The sequence below is a fragment of the Ornithinibacillus gellani genome (assembly GCF_003730295.1).
GTDB classification, from domain to species: Bacteria; Bacillota; Bacilli; order Bacillales; family Amphibacillaceae; genus Ornithinibacillus_A; species Ornithinibacillus_A gellani.
In genome coordinates this window covers 91,047-111,343 of record NZ_QTSZ01000041.1, presented here as the reverse complement: position 1 = coordinate 111,343, position 20,297 = coordinate 91,047, and the positions used below count along the sequence as shown (strand labels likewise).

At 41.3% G+C, this 20,297-nt stretch carries 24 protein-coding genes; 14 read left to right on the top strand and 10 right to left on the bottom strand.

Annotated features, from left to right (window positions below; genetic code table 11):
- Positions 1-52: 52 nt before the first annotated feature.
- Together DX933_RS12890 and hprK are read left to right on the top strand one after the other, a co-directional pair.
- Positions 53-388, top strand: coding sequence for a zinc ribbon domain-containing protein YjdM (locus DX933_RS12890; RefSeq protein WP_123316854.1), 336 nt, complete (start codon positions 53-55; stop codon positions 386-388).
- A 59-nt stretch (positions 389-447) separates the two neighbouring features.
- The gene (gene hprK, locus DX933_RS12885; RefSeq protein ID WP_123316853.1) at positions 448-1,383 is read left to right on the top strand and encodes an HPr(Ser) kinase/phosphatase; all 936 of its coding nucleotides are present in this window, start codon (positions 448-450) and stop codon (positions 1,381-1,383) included.
- Positions 1,384-1,475: 92 nt separating this feature from the next.
- Here the strand turns inward: hprK and DX933_RS12880 are convergent, their stop codons facing one another.
- The 4 genes from DX933_RS12880 to DX933_RS12865 form a co-directional block, all read right to left on the bottom strand.
- Positions 1,476-1,964, bottom strand: a complete 489-nt coding sequence (locus DX933_RS12880; protein ID WP_123316852.1) for a PCYCGC motif-containing (lipo)protein — start codon at positions 1,962-1,964, stop codon at positions 1,476-1,478.
- A 66-nt stretch (positions 1,965-2,030) separates the two neighbouring features.
- Positions 2,031-2,975, bottom strand: coding sequence for an MBL fold metallo-hydrolase (locus DX933_RS12875; protein WP_123316851.1), 945 nt, complete (start codon positions 2,973-2,975; stop codon positions 2,031-2,033).
- Positions 2,976-3,075: 100 nt separating this feature from the next.
- Positions 3,076-3,750, bottom strand: a complete 675-nt coding sequence (locus DX933_RS12870; RefSeq protein WP_123316850.1) for an ABC transporter ATP-binding protein — start codon at positions 3,748-3,750, stop codon at positions 3,076-3,078.
- 1 nt (position 3,751) lies between these two features.
- A complete protein-coding gene (locus DX933_RS12865; protein ID WP_123316849.1) occupies positions 3,752-4,786 on the bottom strand; it encodes an ABC transporter permease in 1,035 nt (344 codons plus the stop codon).
- Between the two features lie 117 nt (positions 4,787-4,903).
- On the opposite strand from DX933_RS12865, the gene DX933_RS12860 reads away from it, so the two are divergent.
- From DX933_RS12860 to DX933_RS12820, 9 genes are all read left to right on the top strand, one after another.
- Entirely contained in the window at positions 4,904-5,614 is a 711-nt protein-coding gene (locus DX933_RS12860; RefSeq protein WP_123316848.1) for a GNAT family N-acetyltransferase, read from the top strand.
- Positions 5,615-5,785: 171 nt separating this feature from the next.
- Complete coding sequence (locus tag DX933_RS12855; protein ID WP_123316847.1) at positions 5,786-6,487, top strand: hypothetical protein; 702 nt, start codon at positions 5,786-5,788, stop codon at positions 6,485-6,487.
- 657 nt (positions 6,488-7,144) lie between these two features.
- The gene (locus tag DX933_RS12850) at positions 7,145-7,582 is read left to right on the top strand and encodes a DUF5392 family protein (RefSeq protein ID WP_123316846.1); all 438 of its coding nucleotides are present in this window, start codon (positions 7,145-7,147) and stop codon (positions 7,580-7,582) included.
- Between the two features lie 34 nt (positions 7,583-7,616).
- Positions 7,617-8,237 (top strand): TetR/AcrR family transcriptional regulator, encoded by a 621-nt coding sequence (locus tag DX933_RS12845; RefSeq protein WP_123316845.1) that lies wholly within the window; start codon positions 7,617-7,619, stop codon positions 8,235-8,237.
- Between the two features lie 49 nt (positions 8,238-8,286).
- The gene (spx, locus tag DX933_RS12840; RefSeq protein WP_123316844.1) at positions 8,287-8,697 is read left to right on the top strand and encodes a transcriptional regulator Spx; all 411 of its coding nucleotides are present in this window, start codon (positions 8,287-8,289) and stop codon (positions 8,695-8,697) included.
- A 236-nt stretch (positions 8,698-8,933) separates the two neighbouring features.
- Positions 8,934-9,551, top strand: coding sequence for a DUF47 domain-containing protein (locus tag DX933_RS12835; RefSeq protein ID WP_123316843.1), 618 nt, complete (start codon positions 8,934-8,936; stop codon positions 9,549-9,551).
- A 13-nt stretch (positions 9,552-9,564) separates the two neighbouring features.
- The gene (locus DX933_RS12830; RefSeq protein ID WP_123316842.1) at positions 9,565-10,563 is read left to right on the top strand and encodes an inorganic phosphate transporter; all 999 of its coding nucleotides are present in this window, start codon (positions 9,565-9,567) and stop codon (positions 10,561-10,563) included.
- Positions 10,564-10,629: 66 nt separating this feature from the next.
- A complete protein-coding gene (locus DX933_RS12825; protein WP_123316841.1) occupies positions 10,630-11,709 on the top strand; it encodes a serine hydrolase domain-containing protein in 1,080 nt (359 codons plus the stop codon).
- Positions 11,710-11,728: 19 nt separating this feature from the next.
- Positions 11,729-12,505, top strand: coding sequence for a GNAT family N-acetyltransferase (locus tag DX933_RS12820; RefSeq protein WP_123316840.1), 777 nt, complete (start codon positions 11,729-11,731; stop codon positions 12,503-12,505).
- A 19-nt stretch (positions 12,506-12,524) separates the two neighbouring features.
- Here the strand turns inward: DX933_RS12820 and DX933_RS12815 are convergent, their stop codons facing one another.
- The 4 genes from DX933_RS12815 to DX933_RS12800 are packed head-to-tail and all read right to left on the bottom strand — an operon-like array spanning position 12,525 to position 16,299.
- Complete coding sequence (locus tag DX933_RS12815) at positions 12,525-13,598, bottom strand: ABC transporter substrate-binding protein (protein ID WP_123316839.1); 1,074 nt, start codon at positions 13,596-13,598, stop codon at positions 12,525-12,527.
- Positions 13,595-14,395 carry an ABC transporter permease gene (locus DX933_RS12810; RefSeq protein WP_123316838.1) on the bottom strand — a complete coding sequence of 267 codons (801 nt, stop codon included), beginning with the start codon at positions 14,393-14,395 and terminating at the stop codon, positions 13,595-13,597. The genes DX933_RS12815 and DX933_RS12810 overlap by 4 nt, the downstream gene beginning before the upstream one ends.
- 1 nt (position 14,396) lies before the next feature.
- Positions 14,397-15,200: an ABC transporter permease gene (locus DX933_RS12805; protein WP_123316837.1), complete on the bottom strand. Its 804-nt coding sequence runs from the start codon at positions 15,198-15,200 to the stop codon at positions 14,397-14,399.
- Positions 15,190-16,299, bottom strand: coding sequence for an ABC transporter ATP-binding protein (locus tag DX933_RS12800; protein ID WP_123316836.1), 1,110 nt, complete (start codon positions 16,297-16,299; stop codon positions 15,190-15,192). The genes DX933_RS12805 and DX933_RS12800 overlap by 11 nt, the downstream gene beginning before the upstream one ends.
- 407 nt (positions 16,300-16,706) lie before the next feature.
- Here DX933_RS12800 and DX933_RS12795 point away from each other — a divergent pair, with 407 nt between their 5' ends.
- Both DX933_RS12795 and DX933_RS12790 read left to right on the top strand, forming a co-directional pair.
- Positions 16,707-17,234, top strand: coding sequence for a GrpB family protein (locus tag DX933_RS12795; protein WP_123316835.1), 528 nt, complete (start codon positions 16,707-16,709; stop codon positions 17,232-17,234).
- Between the two features lie 79 nt (positions 17,235-17,313).
- Positions 17,314-18,063 (top strand): hypothetical protein, encoded by a 750-nt coding sequence (locus tag DX933_RS12790; RefSeq protein ID WP_145962278.1) that lies wholly within the window; start codon positions 17,314-17,316, stop codon positions 18,061-18,063.
- A gap of 486 nt (positions 18,064-18,549) precedes the next feature.
- On the opposite strand, the gene DX933_RS12785 is transcribed toward DX933_RS12790, so the two are convergent.
- On the bottom strand, positions 18,550-19,272 hold the full coding sequence (locus DX933_RS12785; RefSeq protein ID WP_123316833.1) for an AAA family ATPase: 723 nt from the start codon (positions 19,270-19,272) through the stop codon (positions 18,550-18,552).
- 156 nt (positions 19,273-19,428) lie between these two features.
- On the opposite strand from DX933_RS12785, the gene DX933_RS12780 reads away from it, so the two are divergent.
- Positions 19,429-19,725: a hypothetical protein gene (locus DX933_RS12780; RefSeq protein ID WP_123316832.1), complete on the top strand. Its 297-nt coding sequence runs from the start codon at positions 19,429-19,431 to the stop codon at positions 19,723-19,725.
- A gap of 53 nt (positions 19,726-19,778) precedes the next feature.
- Here DX933_RS12780 and DX933_RS12775 read toward each other — a convergent pair whose 3' ends face one another.
- Positions 19,779-20,162 (bottom strand): hypothetical protein, encoded by a 384-nt coding sequence (locus DX933_RS12775; protein ID WP_123316831.1) that lies wholly within the window; start codon positions 20,160-20,162, stop codon positions 19,779-19,781.
- Positions 20,163-20,297: the final 135 nt, after the last annotated feature.

Sequence of the window (20,297 nt, the reverse complement as noted above, 5' to 3'; positions counted from 1 at the left end):
AGCTATCCTTGAATCAAGATTGAAAGAGAAAAATGGAGCGGGGGATGGGGAAATGGAAAACTTACCGAATTGTCCGATGTGTCAGTCGGAATATACGTATGCAGATCGGGAGCTGCTGATTTGTCCGGAATGTGCCCATGAGTGGCAAGAAGGGGAAGCAGTACAAGAGGAGGAGACGAAGGCGGATGCCTATGGAAATCCGCTTCAGGATGGGGATACGATTACAGTAATCAAGGATTTAAAAATTAAAGGGAGTTCTGCGGTCGTGAAGGTCGGTACGAAAGTGAAGAACATTCGCTTGATTGATGGTGATCATGATATCGATTGTCGTATCGATGGGATCGGCCCAATGAAGTTAAAATCGGAGTTTGTGAAAAAATTATCATAAAATGAAACTGTTTCTAATCAAGGCACGTAATATAAATCATCAGAGGAGGTGCAGCACGAATGAATACGATTTCCGTTGAAACATTGGTGAAACAATTTCGATTGGATGTGCTTGCGAGTGAGGAGTACCTGCAGCGCAGAATTGTCAAAGCCCAGGCGCACCAACCGGGATTAGAGCTCATTGATTATTTTGATTTTTTTCCGAAGGAGCATGTACAAGTATTTGGCCAAAATGAGGTTCAATACCTTCATATGCTTTCAGATGATGAAAGGGATTTGCGAATTGGCAATTTAATGAAGTACAATCCACCGTGCATTATTGTAACCAATCAGCTTGGTGGGCTTAAATATTTACGTAAATACTGTACAGCTTATCAAATTCCATTACTGCGTACGACTGAATCCACCTATGAATTCATGGGTAAGCTTGATTCCTTTATGATAAAAATGCTTGCACAGGAAATGGCGATTCATGGTGTCTGCATCAACGTATCAGGAATTGGGATTTTATTAAGAGGAAAATCAGGCGTAGGGAAAAGTGAAACAGCCCATACGCTCATTCGTCGCGGGCACCGACTCGTTGCGGATGATATTGTCGTATTAAAAAAACTAAGTCCGCAAACTTTGCTCGGGACACATAATGGTAAAAATAAAGAACTACTCGCCATGCGTAGTATTGGATTGTTAAATGTTGTGTACCAATATGGAATTAAAGCATTTCAAGATGAGACGCGTATTGCTTTAGATATCGAATTAGTGGAATGGAAGAAAAAAGATTTGAATAATGAGTTGGAGGTCGCGGACAAGCATACGACGTATATGGATGTACAGGTGCCGCATATCCAAATTCAGCTGCAGCCTGGACGGGATGTAGCTGGTTTAATTGAAGCAGCAGCGACAAGCTGGTACTTAAAGCAGCAAGGATATAATGCTGCAGAGGATTTCTTACAACGGATACAAACAGAATTAGGCGATCCCGATTGTGAAGACGAATGAGCCTCATGAAAAAAGAGCGACCTTGATGGCGCTCTTTTTATATGGCAAGACTTAGAACCTTCATCCTGTTCATTATCCTGGCTCGTTAAGTATTAAGCCTTTGGTGGTGCTGGAGTTTTGGTTGGCTCTGGATAGCCATCCTGATATGCTTCATCAATCTGGTCGCGGATTTCCTGAATGGATTTTCCATTACTGTAATCAATAATGGATTCAGCTGCAATATCAAGACATGCCTGGCATCTTGTTGCATGGTCGTCCCACACGATGGCGCCGTTCTTTTCATTGTCATGGATAAAGCATTCATAATTACTTTTATGTTCAAATGGGGTATCGCCACAACCGCAATAGCATGGGATGTAGGTTAATAAATCCTTACTTTTTGCAACAGCCTGGTACAGGGTTTGCATGTTTTCTGGTTTTTCTGCTAGAAAGTCAGGCAATACATCAGCACCTTCTGTTGTTTGCCGCTGATCACCATGTCCTGCATGGGAACCCTCGCTACTTTCTTCTTCTGAAGCACCGCATCCAGCAGCAAAGGTTAATAATGCCAGTATACATACAAGCGGAATGATCTTTTTCATCTGGTCTTCTCCTCACGTGCATTAATAAGCTAATCCTACCATTTTTTACATGGAAACAGTTGATTGTCACAAAATTGTTGATGATTTTGCAGCAAGTCGAATGGTTTCGCCAAGCTTTGGAACGAGTAATTGATTTTCAGGAAGCTTTTTCTTCGTCCACCCAGCGTAAAGTCTGTCTAAAGCTTCCTTGGGTGTATCGTCTGCTAAATAAAAGGCACCATAATGCATTGGGATCATTTGTTTTCCTTTTGAATCCACAAAGGCTTGAATCGCTTCTTCCGGTGTCACATGCTGTGCGGCCATAAACCATTCCGGCTCATAGGCCCCAATTGGCATTAGACTATAATCGATGTCATAGGCTTCTCCAATTTGCTTGAAGCCTTGGAAATAACCACTATCACCAGCAAAGTAAATGGTAGGGTGACCAGTGCTCTCTACCACCCATCCTCCCCAATGAGAACGATTTGTATCTGTCAATGTGCGCCTTGTCCAATGCTGGGCGGGTATGAAGGCGATTTTCAGGCCTGCTGTCTCTAATGTACCCCACCAATGGAATTCTACAGTTTCCTTGAAGCCTTTTCGTAAAAACCATTTTCCAAGGCCTGCTGGTACCAAAAAGGTAGGATTGCCTACTAACTTTTTGATGGTGGGCAGATGCAGGTGATCATAGTGACTGTGGGAAATGAGTACATAATCAATCGGCGGCAATTCCTTCAGTGCCAGCCCTGGCGGGGAAAGTCGTTTGTAAAAGGAAAGCCGCCTTGCCCACACGGGATCTGTTAATATATTTTTTCCGTTTATTTGAATGAGGAAGGTGGAATGGCCGATCCAGGTAATAGTAGGAATGGAGCGGTTGGTTGCTAAGAATCCAATTTCCGGATGTGTAGTCACTGGCACCTGGAAGGAAAAGTCTTTGTTTTTCGCTCTTCTTTCTTTTTGCCATTGCCGTAAATCTTTAAAAGACGCTAGGGCATCTTTATGATCTAAATTGCTGTATTTTTTCCGATTCATTGATTACAGCTCCTCTGTGTCTAAATCTTCTCTTCCATATCATATGCCAAGCTGTCATTTCCTACAAGAAAAAACCGCCTGGCAGCTATGGCTGCGGCGGTTATACGATTAAACCATCCTTCATGGTGATGATTCGATCTGCATATGGTAACATCTCTTCATCATGGGTAACCATTAATGTCGTGATGTGTAGTGTTTTGGTTAATTCACGAATAAGCTCCATGACATCCTGGGAACGTTTTGAATCCAGGCTTGCAGTTGGTTCGTCGGCGAATAATAGCTTTGGTTCGTGAATGATGGCACGTGCAATTGCAACGCGTTGCTTTTCTCCTCCTGATAGAGAGGAAGGGTAGGCGTCTTTACGGTGTTCCATTTCCACTAATTGAAGCATGCTTGTGATGCGTTTCTTTTTCTCTTGTTTATGCATTCGTTTTTCGGATACATCAAGCATGAGCAAAAGCTGTTCCTCTACGGTGAGAAAAGGAACCAAATGAGATGCCTGAAATACGAACCCGAAATCCTGGGCACGCACTTTACGGATTTCTTCTTGTTTCATGTTCGTTAGGTTCTTTCCTTGGAACATAACCTGTCCAGCTGACGCATGCTGTAAGCCTGCAGCTATCGTTAGCAGCGTGCTTTTTCCAGAACCGGAGGCACCAACCAATGCTGTGATTTCTCCTTCTTTTAAAGCTAAGTTGACGCCATTTAACACTTGTTCTTCTATTTCACCATTGGTAAAGGTTTTTTTTACATTTTCTACTGTAAAAGCTGTCATATTACATCTCTCCTTGCTGGATAGCCTGAAGTGGTTCTACACGCTTGATTTGAATGCCGGATAACGTTGCCCCGATGAATCCGATCACGATAAACAAACCGGATAATTGCAGGGTTGTTTCTAGCCCGAGATCGAATGGCATACCATCAGGTGCCACACGATTAAATAGATGACTGAATGAGACGGACAGAACGAGTGCAATAGCGGTAATCAAAAGCATTTGGGACCACATCATGCCGAATAAGGTTCTTGTTTTTACCCCGATTGCTTTCAAAATACCGTACAGACCAATTTTCTGTACGTTCATCATGTAGAAAAAGATTGCGAATAACATACCGCTAATGATGACGAGAAACCAAATAATCATATTTAATGACATTTGTTCTGCGCTGTAGCTAGGAATGGTATCCAAGAATGCAGTATTTGAAAAAGCTTCTAAACCATTTATCGTTTCTGCTTTATCCTGACCTGGGATAAATAGCAGCTGCATATGATTGGTGCGGTACATTTCCTTATAATTATCCATGCTGATGAAGGCGACGGGGGTATGGCTATATTTTTTCTGATCGACAAAGCCTTTCACTGTAAATTCACCACTATATTGGTTGTTTGTTAGCTTATCACCGACTTGAATGCCGTCTTCTTGCATGGAACGATCAAGAATAATTTCTCCGTCGTTCACATTTTCAAACAGATCCGATTCGGTGGATGTAACAAAGGAAACACTGTGCTGATCATCATTTCCATCCACTACAAATCCCATCTGGATAGAGAATGCAGCTGCATCAGGATATTCCTTGTGCACATGCTTCTCTGTATCTTCATCAATTTTGGATAGATTATATGTTTCCTTCGCATTTTCGTCCATATAAAATTGCCCTGCAGGCATATCTTTAATTAATGCGGCATTATCCATGGATAGCCCATTGGCAAGACCTGAGATAATAAAAGTGAGTAAACTGACGAGAAAAACGATGGAACCAAGTATGATAAACTTTGCTTTACTTTTTTTAATTTCTTTCCATGCCATTTTCATGGGAAGCACCTCCTGTTTCATTACAATATCTATCCTATCTGTTCTTCATGAACGGAATATGAACAGCGTGTGGCAAACAATTAAATCATGTATAATTTTCAGTAAAGGGGTGGGGCGATGTTATTTCATACGATTATTCAGGATGGATATTGGTTGGTGGATCAGAATCTATTGCATGATAAGTCTGCAGCACAATATGAAGCGCATTTAACGAAGCTTATTGCCGATTGGCGAGAAACAAATGCGGCCTATCTTTCTTTATTAATGGTGGAGCAGCAGGAAAAGCAATTAATAGCAAAAGGATTTCAAAAAGTATCACGTATCGTAGAATATACGAGAGATTTACAGCAACTTGAAGGATGGAAATTGCGGTTCTCACGGGAAACACTAGCAAGTGGACAGCTAAGTGAAGCAGGGTTCATGGATTTATATGAACGATGTCGCAGTGGATCTTTAAATAAAAATAAGCGTCAGCCGATAGCGCAAGCAATGCAATCCATTCAGGATGAACTTGGGAAAAGCTGGCGCAGCAGCTGTATGTATTTCTTAGAAGATGAAAAACCGGTGGGAATCAGTATTCCACATATTGAATCAGGAACGAGTGATGAAGGACGGATGTTTTATTTTGGTGTTATTCCGGAGCGTCGTGGCGAGGGGATTGGAGCGGAGATTCACCGGGAAACACTTCAGGTTTTGGCAAATATGGGTGCGAGTTATTATGTTGGCAGTACAGATGCTGTGAATGAGCCCATGATTCAAATCATGAAGAAAAATGGTTGTACATTGCGCCAGCAAAAAGGTATTTACCATTTGAATAGAACGAGATAACTTTGGACGCGAGCTGCAGGGGAAATTGCAAATGCTCGGGTCCGTTTTTTGATTGTAAATAAAGAAATGAACAGAAATTATTTTTCTCATCAATTTCTCATTTTTTTCACAGCGGGCTCTAAACTTTTGCAGATAGGATAGAAATATCAAATCACGAAGGAGAGAAACAACATGAAAAAATTAATCGTAACAGCATTATGTGGAGCAGTAGTATTAGGTGGTGTCGCGTACGGCGTACAAGCACAAGCAGATACACAAGAAAAGCCTAACGTTCAAATAGAAGCAGATCAGCAAGTACAAAAGGAACAACCAACTGAACAAAAGCAGGAAAAGGTCGTACATACTTCGGATGACATTTCTGCTTTAACAGAATATGACAGCTTGAATAGTCATGTCGATTTAGAAAATCTGCAAGCATCTATTAAGGAAGACAATGCCAATAAACGAATTATTTTATTAACGGATGAAAACGGCAAAGCGCAATATAAGAGTATTTTTGTAAAGGCTGAGGGCTTGCATAAAATCATTGATGTACAGCATGGCGACCGTCCAATTATTACACATATACAAGGTGACACATCTGCAAAAACAGATGCACCTACTTCATCAGACAAGCAACAAAGCCATAAACAAGATGCAAATTCAGCTGATTCACAGACATTGGAACAGCTTCCAGAATACACAACCATTGCAAATCATGTTGATGTGAACAGCTTTGATCATAAATGGGTTGCAACGGATAACAGCAACAAGCGTGTTGTTATCTTGAAAAATGGTCGCGACCAAGTGAAAAGTATTTACTTAAAGCATTCCGGAATGCTCAAAATCATTGAATCAGGCAGCGGACAAATCTATGCTGGTTCCATTAAATAAGCTTTGTAACGAAAGAAATTGGGACATAACCCAATGAAACACAATTAAGTGAAACTTCATGCAGTGGGGGCACTACCTGCCCCACTGCATGTTAGTGGAACAGAATTGGACCTTTACGGGAAGTTGATCCCCCACTTATCTTTTTTGTTTCATCTTCAAATCTTGAAGTGGGGGGTCTTACTGCCTATTAAGGCGGGATAAAAGGAGTTTCAGTACATAAATCATGCTGGAACTCCTTTTCATTTGTTCGCTCCATCAATCTACTCCATATTAATATCCGTTGGAAGTGAAGCCAATCTGGAAAATAAACTGGGATTTTCCTACGCGATAAACAGGACCGTTTTGTTAAAGATGATGTCTCAGCTCTTTTGCATTTCCTAACAAACAAAAGGCTTTTTCCTCTTAAACCATTTCGAAAAATCATCTTCAGAAGTTTTCCTCAACCTTCATTCCGGCCTCGTTTCGCTTTAGTTTGAGATTTTCTCACAAATAGGTGACAATCTGTCACAAAACGGTTGACAGATGACAAGTTGTCATCTATTATAAAAGTAGATTAAAAAAAGTGTTTTTTTTAATAATCTGGGAACCAATGGCGTCTTATTTTCGTATGCATATTGGGCAGCCACTTGCCTGTGGATGAATAGGAGTGATGAAAAGATGCCAAACTACGCAAAAAAAGAATTATTAAAGCTGGAAGAGGTCATGGCACCGTTCATGAAGCGAGCTTCCAAATATAGAATGTGGTCACTTCCACTCGTTGCAATTTCGTTTATTAACCTTATTATATTGCTGTTTGTCATGCCGGAAAAACATATTCCGATGATTCTTGTTTATGGTGTCATCGGCGCGTTTGGACTGGCTTTGTCGAAGGAAGCAAAATATCAGCAAAAAGAAATGTTAAAGCGCAGCGCGGATTATATTACGAATCGAATCATGAAGAGTGATATGGTTTCCGTTAGTTTTAAAAAGCGCTATGTTTCCTTGGTGAAAGAACAGCCATTTTTAATGATGAATCATTTTACCTCCTTTTTGGAAAAGGAAGAAGAAGAAAAGGAGCATGACATGGATGAGCCATATTCATCCACTAATAAATGATGTGCACACTTTGGCAGAAACTGGGGGATGAAAGATGCCAAAACAAACCTTTTTTAATTTGCCAGAGGATAAGAAAGACCTGTTGCTTCATGCATTGGAAAAGGAATTTTCCCGAGTGCCGTTATTTGATGCATCCATATCCAATATCGTGAAGGAAGCAAACATTCCTAGAGGTAGTTTCTATCAATACTTTGAGGATAAAGAGGACGCTTATTTTTATCTATTAAGTATCCAGGTTGAGCAGAAAAAAACGATATTCAGGCAAGTACTGGAAGAGGAAAACGGCGATTTATTCCAAGCAATGAGCAGAATTACAGAATTAACGATTGTTGAACTGGCAAAAGGGGAGAGCTTACTTTTTCTTAAGAATGCTTTTTTGAATATGACACATGAAATTGAAAATATGTTCAACCGTATTTTCAATGGAAACGGCACTGCAGAGCAATTTAAGGAAATCAGTTGCCGAATTGACAAGCAGAACCTGAATATTAAATCAGATATAGAGTTGTATCATGTCATGCAGCTGCTTGGAATGGTTACATTTCGTTGTGTTATTAATAAGCTGGCGAAAAACATTCCATTAGAACAAGCATTGGAAAGCTATCATCTGGAAATGCAGCTTTTGAAACAAGGCCTGTACAAGGAAACAAAATAGTAAAAGGTTCCGCTTGCACCTATTTTGATTTACGAGAGGAGATTGCTACATGGATGTTACCATTTTTGGAATACCCTGTGGATCGACGAGGAAAGCAAGAGAATGGCTGATGAAGAATGGAATCACATATGAAGAACGCAATATAAAAAAAGATCCGATTACCATTGAAGAGTTACAAATGATTCTTGGATTAACAGTCGATGGTACGGATGAAATCATTTCCAAGCGTTCAAAAGTGTTTAAAGACTTAGATTTGGATTTGGATACATTATCACTGCTTGAGTTATTAAATCTCATCCAAAAGCATCCAGGGCTTTTGCGCAGTCCGATTATTATCGATGATAAACGAATTCAAGTTGGTTACAATGAGTATGATATCCGTCAGTTTTTGCCACGTAAAACGAGAGAACGGCAATGGCTGCAATGGCGTATGAAATATTTACGTCTAGCTGAAAATTGATTAATATATAAGTGTCTGTGTATCCTGATGAGATGCCAGACGCTTTTTTTGTTGAGAAAGAAAATGGAACAATCGGATAAAAGCGGCCATTTCGTTCAAGCTATACATAGCTATTCCCGTTCAAAAAAACGTCGAAAAATTTTGTCGTATGATAGCGATTTGTGGTTTGTGCTAAGATGTACAAAGGGTATATAATAGGGAAGTATGTTGTTTAATTATAGACGGAGGGCTTTCTCATGTTTAAAAAGAAACCAGATAAGTTTTTGTTGTATCTTGTCGATTTTGCGGAGCATCTGAATAAAACGGCGGAGTATTTTGTTCACTATAAAGTGAAGGATAATACAACGTTAAAGGAATTCGCCAATACGATTAAACGTTATGAATCAGAGGCAGACAATAAGGTACACCAAATTATTAAGGATTTAAATGATGCCTTTATTACGCCAATTGACCGGGAAGATATTTTAGAATTAACCATGCATCTGGATGATGTCGTGGATGGGATGGAAGAGTTTACAGGTCTCATGGATATTTATCAAATCTATTCAGCGAATGGTTATGTGGACCAATTTTCCCATAATATATTGAAATGTACAGAAGAGATTCTACAATCTTTAAAATTAATTGCGGATAGCAAACTGAAGGATGTAGGACCGCACGCCATTAAAATCAAAGACTATGAAAGTAAGTGTGATGATTTATATCGGGAATCATTGAAGGATTTATTCCAAAAGGAAACGGATCCGATTAAAGTGATTCAGTATAAAGAAATTTACGAAACGTTGGAGGATATTGCCGACTACTGTCAAGATGTAGCCAGCACCCTGCAAAGCGTCATCATGAAAAACGCATAATGAGGGATAGGTAATGGACAGTTTACTACTCATCGTCATTTTAATAGTAATATGTGCGCTTGTATTCGATTTTATAAATGGTTTCCATGATACAGCGAATGCAATTGCAACATCAGTATCGACGAAGGCATTAAAGCCGCGACGGGCAATTATGCTTGCTGCTTCCATGAACTTTCTGGGGGCATTGACATTTACAGGTGTTGCCCAAACCATCACAAGCGGTATCGCTGACCCATTTGAGCTGGAAAATGGGACAACGGTTATTTTGGCAGCATTGATTGCAGCGATAGCCTGGAACCTGATTACTTGGTACTTTGGGATCCCGAGCAGCTCCTCCCATGCGATTATTGGTGGGATTACTGGGGCGGTCATTGTATCGGCAGGATTTCATGCGATTCAATATGGTGGGTTCGTCGCAATTTTGAAGGGGTTATTTATTTCCCCTGTCATCGCTTTCGGAGTAGGATTTGTACTGTATAGTATTATTAAAGTTATTTTTAAAAATCGAAATCTAGCCAAAACAAATAAGCGCTTTCGCATGGTTCAGGTGTTAACCGCAGCTGGACAATCCTATGCACATGGTACGAACGATGCACAAAAATCAATGGGTATTATTACAATGGCATTGATTGTTGGTGGCATGCATACATCTACAGCCGTACCATTTTGGGTACAGCTTTCTTGTGCGACCGCTATGGCACTCGGTACTTCTGTTGGAGGCTGGCGGATTATTAAAACCGTTGGTGGAAAGATTATGAAAATACGTCCTGTCAACGGGGTAGCCGCAGACTTAACTGGTGCGAGCGTCATTTTTGGTGCGACTTTATTTCATTTGCCAGTTAGTACGACACATGTTATATCATCAGCCATCCTTGGGGTTGGGTCTTCACATAGGGTGAGAGGTGTGAACTGGGGCGTGGCGAAACGAATGATTGTAACATGGGTGATTACGTTACCGATATCAGCCACACTTGGTGGTGTGATCTTTTATATACTGGATATATTTTTATAATCAATCGTGGCTGGGGGTGCTTACCTGGCCTTTTTTGATGGGGAAATGTAGGACGGGGGGAGCGTCATGAAGGAACTGGGCCATTATTTGCATACATATCGACACCATCAGCAAATTCCTGGTTTGCAGGTGAACGTCGTGTCAGAAGGGAAAATCAGCCTCAGCCAGGGATTTGGTTCAAGGACAGCGGAGAATCCATACCAATTGGTAGACGGGGATACGATTTTTTCGATACAGGATATAACACTCGGTTTTACCGCCCTGGCATTAAAGCATTTGGAGGAAAATAATGCTGAATTTTCGCTGGATGCGCCAGTCAAGCAATATATTCCTTATTTCCGAACAGGCAGTGGTGATTCGGAAGCGATTACAACGCGGCATATATTAAGTCATACTGCGGGGTTTCCCAAGGATGTGTGGGCTGCAACCTTACTGGATAAAGATTTTCGCCAGCTGGTGAAGCATATGCCGGAATACCGGTCAATTGTGCAAGGGACATCAGAGGATCAGCTTGCAGGTCTGCAAAATCGGGAAACGGTAACACGTTATTTTTCCACGGTGGATGTACAAGCTACTCCAGGTACAAGCTGGACGTATTGTCCAGATGCCTATGTTATTGCTGCTGATGTCTTGGAAAAGGTAAGTGGTAGAACCTATGAGACCTATGTACAGGAGTATATATTTCAAGCTCTGCAAATGAATCGTACCTGGGTCAATCCAATGTTCCCTCATACGGAAGACAATGTGGCAGCTTATTATATGGACACGATTGGGGATCCCATTCGGGTTCCGACACCTAAGAATCAAATCGGGGCACCGATTGGGATGATTTATTCGAGCGCGAATGATTTATCTGCCTATCTTATGGCACAAATGAACCCAAATCAAAGCGTTGTTACCGCGAAAGGCTTGCAGCAAATGCATACTTCTTTGATAGATGAGGAGCCTGGCTATGGACTTGGTTGGAAGATAAAGACCTATCAAGGGATAACGGTAGTGGAGCATGCTGGTAGTTATCCGGGAGTGAGTGGTTTGGTTGCTATGGTACCCGAGCAGCAATTTGGTATCATTATTCTAGCCAACCGCGATCAGGTCCGGCTTGAGAATATATCTCATAAAATCATGCGCATGCATTTTGGAAAATAAAGTAGAAAGAAGGTTGCATATGATTTATGCTGTACCGAAACAGAAACGGGCAAGCTTGGCCCCATTATTTCAGGGTATGACGGATACATGTATTTTATCTTGTTTGCAAGGGCATATGGGGGAGGCTTGGGTAGACCATCTGGATGACCCTAAAGTGGCGCAAATCATTGTCGGTGATTTTGCCTTTTTTGTTGGGGACGCATCTATACCGGAAGCAAAAGCGCTTCTTCAGCATATACCGGAGACTATATTTGCTATTGTAGAAACAGAAGAATGGAAGCAATTGATTGGGGCTGTATATGGAAGACATGCGGTAAAGCTGGAGCGATATGCATTTAGAAAATCATCAGCTGATTTGCATATTCCACATGTGCGTACGTTTTTGCAAGGACTACCTGAAGGGTATGAAGTTAAAAAAATGGATGCAGATCTTGCTGCTTCCCCATCGCTTCAGGCCATATCACCAGATTTTACAGGGCAATTCGAGTCTATTTCCGACTTTATAGCGCGTGGGATTGGTTATGTTGTCTTATTTGATAAGAAGGTTGTTTGCGCCGCTTCTTCCTATAGTATTTACGATGAAGGCATTGAAATCGAAATAGGTACAGCACCTGAGCACCGGCGTAAAGGATTGGCCGTCGCAGTTGCAGCGGCATTAATCATTGATTGCTTGGAACGAGGGCTTTACCCAAGCTGGGATGCAGCCAACCAACAATCCGCCAGGCTGGCAACGAAGCTAGGTTATGTCATGGCTGAAGCGTATGATGCATATGAGCTGCATCGCTTAAAGAAATGAGCAGTCCATCGTGGACTGCTCATTTTCCATACATTTTAAAAGCTAAGAATAAATCATTGTAATAGGCGAGATTTCGTTTGCCTAAATTCTGATAGACCTCTAGTTTTTCAGTTAATGCTGGTGGGGGATAAAAACGTTCATCCGCAACCATCTCCGGATCCATATATTGTAATGCCGCTTGATTAGGTGTGGAATAGGCAACATATTCCGTGTTTTGTGCAGCTACCTTCGCATCAAGCATAAAGTTAATAAAGGCATGTGCTGCTTCTATGTTTTTGGCAGTCTTTGGAATGACAATATTATCGAACCATAAATTGGAGCCTTCCTCGGGAATAACGTAATCAATCGCTTCGTTTTCCCACATAATGTCCGCTGCATCACCTGACCAAAGCACAGCAACTGCTGCTTCGTTATTTTGCATGAGCAGTTTATTTTCATCGCCGACAATCGCTTTAATATTCGGAGTTAACGTACCCAGCTTATCGAAAGCCTCCTGTAAATGTGCTTTATTCGTATCATTTAATGAATATCCAAGGCTGTTTAAGCCCATGCCGATGATTTCACGGGCGCCATCAATGAGGATGATTTCATTTTTTAAATCTGGATCCCACAGATCATTCCAGCTGGTGAATGTTTTATCCGGCAATAATTCGGCATTATAGGTAATGCCAACCGTTCCCCAAAAATACGGGACAGAATAGATATTATCTGGGTCGAAAGGCAAATCAAGAAATCGTTCATCGATGTTTTTTAAATTGGGCAGCTTGTCATGATCCAGGGGGATTAATAAATCCTCCTGCCGCATTTTATCAATCATATATTCGGATGGAACAGCGATATCATAAGAGGTACCGCCTTGTTCAATTTTTGTCATCATGGCTTCGTTGGAATCAAATGTTTCATACACAATTTTAATACCTGTTTCCGCTTCAAATTGTGTAATCAGCTCCTCATCGATATAGTCACCCCAGTTGAAAATAGTTAACGTGTTGCCGCCAGTATATCCCTGTGACTGGTTCAGACTGGAAATCAAATAAAGTAGTACTCCTGATACGAGCATACCGATGATGAAAAAGCGTACGAGCTGCTTCATTTTCGCACCCCCATCGTTTTCATACTGCTACGCCGCGAAATAAAGTAATACACGATAACGAGCACGATGGTGAATAGGAAAAGCACCGCGGATAGCGCGTTAATATGCAAGGAAATGCCTCGGCGGGCCAATGAATAAATTTCCACCGATAAGGTCGTAAATCCGTTCCCAGTCACAAAGAAAGTGACAGCAAAATCATCGAGTGAATATGTCAATGCCATGAAAAAGCCTGCCAAAATGCCGGGGGAGATAAAAGGGAGCACGACCTTAGACAGCACATGCCAATTACTCGCCCCTAAATCTCTAGCTGCATCAATGAGCGATGGGCGCATCTCATTCAGCTTTGGTAAAACTAGTAGCACGACAATTGGAATACTAAAGGCAATATGGGATAGCAGCACGGACATGAACCCGAGCTGAATCCCTGCCATCGTGAATAAAATTAAAAATGAAGCACCGATAATGACATCAGGACTGACGATTAATACATTATTGAAGGATAGCAATGTATTTTTTGCCCGTCTTTTATAGCTGTATATTGCCAACGCACCGAATACACCGATAACGGTTGCCGATAGCGAGGATAACAATGCAATGACCAGCGTGTTTAACACAATAATAAACATTCGTGTATCACCAAAAAGCTGGCGATACCAATCAAGTGTGAAGCCTTTAAAATGACTCATCGTTCCCCCACTATTAAACGAATAGTAAATCAGAAAGAAAATCGGAACGTAAAGAATCAAAAAAACAGCAATTAAAAAGATTTTTGCTATAGGTGTTGTACGCTTATCCATGCTACACACCCCGCTTTCTGTTTCCTGTTAGGGCCATAATCAGGAACATGATGATAATGAGAAAAACAGCAATGGTAGATCCCATTCCCCAATCCTGTGTGACAAGGAAATGTTGTTCAATCGCTGTTCCCAGTGTAATGACACGATTTCCTGCAATCAAACGGGTTAGCATAAATAAAGAAAGTGCAGGGATGAAAACAATTTGGCAGCCTGTTTTTACACCGTCTATCGTTAGGGGGAAAATGACCCTACGGAAGGTCGTCCAACGTGATGCCCCAAGATCATTGGCTGCATCAAGCAGACTTGGATTCAGTTCACTTAATGCATTAAAAATCGGCAAAATCATAAATGGGATGAATATATATACCGACACAAAGATGAAGCTGAAATCAGTGAATAATATTTGTTTTGTACCGATACCAATGGCTTCTAGGAAATGGTTCGCTGCGCCGTATTTCCCAAATATCCCGATGAATGCATAAGCCTTCAGCAGCAGATTAACCCAAGAAGGAACAATAATTAATAATAACCAGAGCTGGCTATGCTTCGTCCGTACTAAAAAATACGCTGTCGGATAAGCGACCAGCAACGAAATTGCCGTAATTAAAAAAGCATACCAGAACGAACTGAGTGTCATCTTTAAATAGACTGCCGTGAAAAATTGTCGATAATTTTCCAATGAAAAATTGCCATCCAAGTCATAAAAAGAATAATAGACAACGAGAATAATGGGTGTCACAACAAATAAAGCAATCCAAATTGCATAAGGTATCAAATATATCCTGCGTGACAGCTTACTTTGCATGGTGATCTTCCTCCGTATAAGCTTCCAAACGACGATCGAAATCTTCCTCTGATTCACCAAGCCGCATGACATGAATAGACTCCGGATCGAAATAAAGCCCAATTTCATCACCAATTGCAGCTTTTTTAGTGGAGTGTACGAGCCACTCATTACCATCCTCATCTGTACAGCTGAGCTCATAATGTACACCACGGAATAACAGGGAATGGACGGTTACCTGCAGCTTGCCCTGTTCCCGAGTTGTGATTTCCAAATCTTCTGGGCGTATCACTACTTCGACAGGTTCATTCGTGTTCATGCCTTGGTCGACACAATCAAACCGTTTGCCAACAAATTCAACGAGAAAGTCTTCAATCATGATGCCGGGAACGATATTGGATTCCCCGATAAAATCAGCAACAAATCGGTTAATTGGCTCATCATAAATATCAATGGGTGTACCACTTTGTTGGATTTTGCCTTCGTTTAGCACGAAAATTTCATCCGACATCGCCAATGCTTCTTCTTGGTCATGGGTAACAAAGATAAACGTAATGCCTAGTCGTTTTTGGAGCTCCCGAAGCTCGTATTGCATTTGTGTACGTAATTTTAAATCGAGTGCAGATAATGGCTCATCCAACAAGATCACCTCAGGCTCATTTACAATTGCCCGGGCAATAGCGACGCGTTGACGCTGACCACCTGACATCCCGGAAATTTCGCGATTTTCATAGCCTTTCAGGTTTACGAAGCTAAGTGCTTCCTTCACCTTTGCTTCAATTTGGGCTTGCTTCATTTTTTTGATGCGAAGTCCAAAAGCAACATTTTCAAAGACGTTCAAATGCGGAAACAGGGCATAATCCTGAAACACTGTATTGACCTGTCGCCGATTTGCTGGAATGGTATTTACCTTTTTTCCATCGATAAAAATATCACCAGTCGTTGCCTCGGTAAACCCGGCAATCAATCTTAAGATCGTTGTTTTACCACAGCCTGATGGGCCGAGAAGCGTATAAAATTTTCCACGTTCAATTTCAAAGCTGACATCCTTTAATACTGCCGGATCATTTTGGTATTGCTTGGTGACATGATTGAATTGTATGATTACCGCGTTTTCCATAAGAACCTCCTTTATATATGGACGGTATGTTTAGTATTCCCATACCCTGTTTTTTAGTAGCAATGCAAATGAATATAATGCTGCATTTTGTTCATGAATACAGATGGCGTAGAACAGACAAATCCTGCCCTGTCTACATCTGTTATTTTGTATCGGAATAATTATAACTGAATCTGAAAAAAATGATAGCTTTTTTTATAAAAAATTCACGGAAGAAATTGGTGGAAATATCGATACCAAAAACACCCCCATTCATTTTCAGAATGGGGGTGGGTACATGTATGTATCATGCTATGGGGTGATTATTTTCTATATCTATTATAACACTGAAAAAGGTGAATTTACTGACTATGATTCGAGTGTGATATGCGATAGGATAAGGAGACCAAGGTGTAGGGGGCTAAGTAATGGAATTAGGATTGAAGCGAGACGAGGTTAGGCTTGTGCCATATGATCCCGTGTGGCGGTATGAATTTGAACAGACGAAAAAGTGCATCAGGGAGCTTACCCAACTTGAACGAGAGCAAATAGAGCATATTGGTAGCACAGCCATTGCAGGAATATGGGCGAAACCGATGATTGATCTCTTAATTGGGGTAGAGCAGGTCGATATGCTTGATAAGGAATTGGAAAGGGGGCTGCGACAAGCAGGGTTTTTAAGACTGCGTGTCCAGCGTGAACAGGAAATTGTTTTTGCGAAATTTACGGATTCCACCTACCAAACCAAAACCCACGTCGCCCATATGGTAGTGAAAAATAGTGCCCTTTGGAATAACTTATTGTTTTTTCGGGATTATTTAAATGAAAATGAGGCAGCTCGAAAGGCTTATGAACAGTTGAAACAATTCTCTGTTAAGGAAACAAACAATAATATCAAAGCTTATACAGACAGCAAGGAAGCATTTGTAAAGCGCATCTACGCAAAGCGCTGCTAGTGTGTACCATCCTATCGCTGTTTGCATACGATAAAGCAATCATATGAAAAAGGGGGTTGCATCTACTATGGGTCTGTACATGAACGCGAAAGCACATGAGGGATTATATAGAAATCATAACAGCATCCCGACATCGAATCAGCGTTTCTTTCACAGTAATTACCTCGCAGACCTCCTGAAGGAACAAAAGGATACAAATCGCAGCTTGGTCTTAGCGCATCATCAATTAAAGCAGCAACAGCTGCAGCAATTAAGTGAGCAGCGTGGGAACTGGCAGGAAGCCAATCATCAACTTAAGCGCCTATTGGAAATGAAATCCAAACAGGAAATAATGGAACAGAAAAATAATGAACACCTACAGCATATATCAGCGTATCAGCAACAGATGAAACATCATATCGAACAACAGGATACGGGACACGAGGCAATGGAGCAACAGCTAAAAGGACTACTGCAAACACAAGCGGAAACGAGCAAACAGCTCAAACAGATGGAGACATCCAATCAACAGCTTATTGAAAAGATCGAACAATTAACCACACAGCAACAAGAAATGGCAACAGGCTTAACAGCTCATAAAAGCCACCAGGAAGACGTATTGGAGCGGTTGGAAAATCAGGAGGCCACATTGGAAAAAGTGGTACGCCAGCTAACCAATCTTCGTTCTATTGTATTTGAACGAACCAGTCATTTGGTTGAAAAGGTGGAAGGCAGCTATAGTGTAACAGCCGCTTACGTGTATAAACTACTCACCAAGTCGGACGAACCAATTGAAATCATCATGAGTCCACCAAAGAAAAAACAGCATACAGCTAAGACACAGTCATAACCCAAACCGGGTTATTTTTTTGACTAGAAAAGGGCCATTACTTAGTAGAGGCGGTGGAAGCTGATTGCGTAAGGTCATGCTTAAACGAGCTCCTACTATTCTTTTTGCGGGAGTCACTTGTTTGGGGGATGTGACATGGCCATGATGTGAAGTCGCATGGCTTGGCTGGAACGTCGTATACCCTTGGCTAGAAATCGCATGCCAAAAGAAGGTAAATCGGCATAAGCCGATTTCAACATCATTTAATAAAAACCAAAATCATGGATCACCTGCCAAGTCTGACAAACTAGCCAAAGTCGCGCGTCAACAGGCCAAGTTGCGCGCCGAACGCCGAAAGTCGCGCGCCATCGGGTCGAACTCGCGCCCCAACTTCTGCAGAGAATCAGGAATATACGAATAAAGGTTGGAATCGGCAGCTCGATTCCAACCATTCAGCACAGCACATTACATAGATTACGATTTACAATCACCCCGATTTGGAGGAGGTCATTCCTCTTTAAACAGTTCTTCCAGCATGCTTTCTCTATTTTGTATGAAGTATTTTGTCAGCTGATAATGGTCGGTCATTTCATAGTCTATTTCTTTTATGTGATCATCATCAAAGCTGAATAGGCTTGCGCCTGGATAGCCTAGTAGAATTGGAGAATGGGTTGCAATAATAAACTGTGCATTGCCATGTGAAGCAAGGTCATGGATAATTCTTAAAAAGGTGAGTTGTTTTGCTGGTGATAATGCGGCTTCCGGCTCATCCAACAGGTAGATGGCTTTTCCTTCAAAGCGATGTAAAAACAAGGATAAAAAGGACTCACCATGGGATTGTTGATGAAGTGATTTTCCGCCGTAATTTCGGAAGCCACTTGTATCCACCTCGTCAATATGTGTGGCAAAGTGATAAAAGGATTCTGCCCTTAGGAAAAACCCATTCGTAACTTTAGGTAACCAGGAAAGGCGAATGTATTTGCCTAAATCAGAATTGGATGCATGGACTTCATATGTATTGCTGCGACCGCCACCTGCTGTATTGAAATCACATCTGTCCGCAATTGCTTCCAGTAACGTCGATTTTCCGGAGCCATTTTCCCCGACAAAAAATGTAACGGCATGCTGCAGTTCAATCGATTGTAGGTTGCGAATAAGCGGAATAGTAAAAGGAAAGGACCGTTCAGCTGGTATTCGCTCTTGAATTAATGAAATTTTTCTAAGATACATGATCAATCACCTGAACAAAGTATAACAAAGAATGGTGGAGAGGTGGATATAAAGTTTCTCATGTTATTCGCTTAAATGATTTGTTTCCTTGGTGTTTTTTGTTACACTTTCATAAGGATGTATCGTGTCGGAAACAGTCAAACGAGGAGGTTTTCCATGAGCTGGATAGCGTCGCAGCCGTATGTGAAGGTGGAACGGAAGGTAACAAGTATTGAACAAACAGATGAGGAAGATAAGCGTTGTTTATATTTATATCCAGATCGAGTAAAATCGAAGCATCGGGAATTTTCCATTGATGCAGTAACAGATATTTCTTTTCGTAAGGTCGGCGATAAAGGTGGCATGCTTTATCTTCACACCAACCGTGGTGTGTTTTCGTACATTGTAAAGGAGTCCCCGGCGGATTTCATCGCTGTATTCCATGAACATGTTCAACAATTAAAAAAAGAATAAAACGGAATGGCTTGCTCGCAATTGCGAGCAAGCCATTCCTTTATTCGCGTGGATTACCCAATTAAACGAACAACAATGGATTGTGTTTGACGTTCGGATTTACAATCTGCAAATTCCTTCTGATCGACAAGACCAATTTCAAATGCAGCAGCAAGCTTATCTGTATCTGGGCGCTTTTCAAGTATAACGAGGTCTTCCAGTTGTAGCTCTTCCAGCCTTTTGACAGTGGGCTCAGGATCATAGCTGGTGGCTTTTCGAATGCTGCGCTGAATCTTGTAGCGACCTCGTTGCAGTTCGCCTTTTTGATTTTTTCCAACGTGCTGATCGAATAAAAGATGGAATGATTTCTTCATCGTATTTAGTTCTCGTTCCATTTCTTTTTTCTGTGCATGCAGATGGTAGAAGTGATCCAATGCTTCTTCTGTAATTTCTTCCATGTGGATACCCCCAATAAATTCGATATATCCAAATATATGAGGTCAAGCCAACAGTTATACATGACAGAAGCCAGAATGTGGATGTCTTGACAAGACAAGCCAATCAATTATATAGTGTATTCAACCATGTTGAAT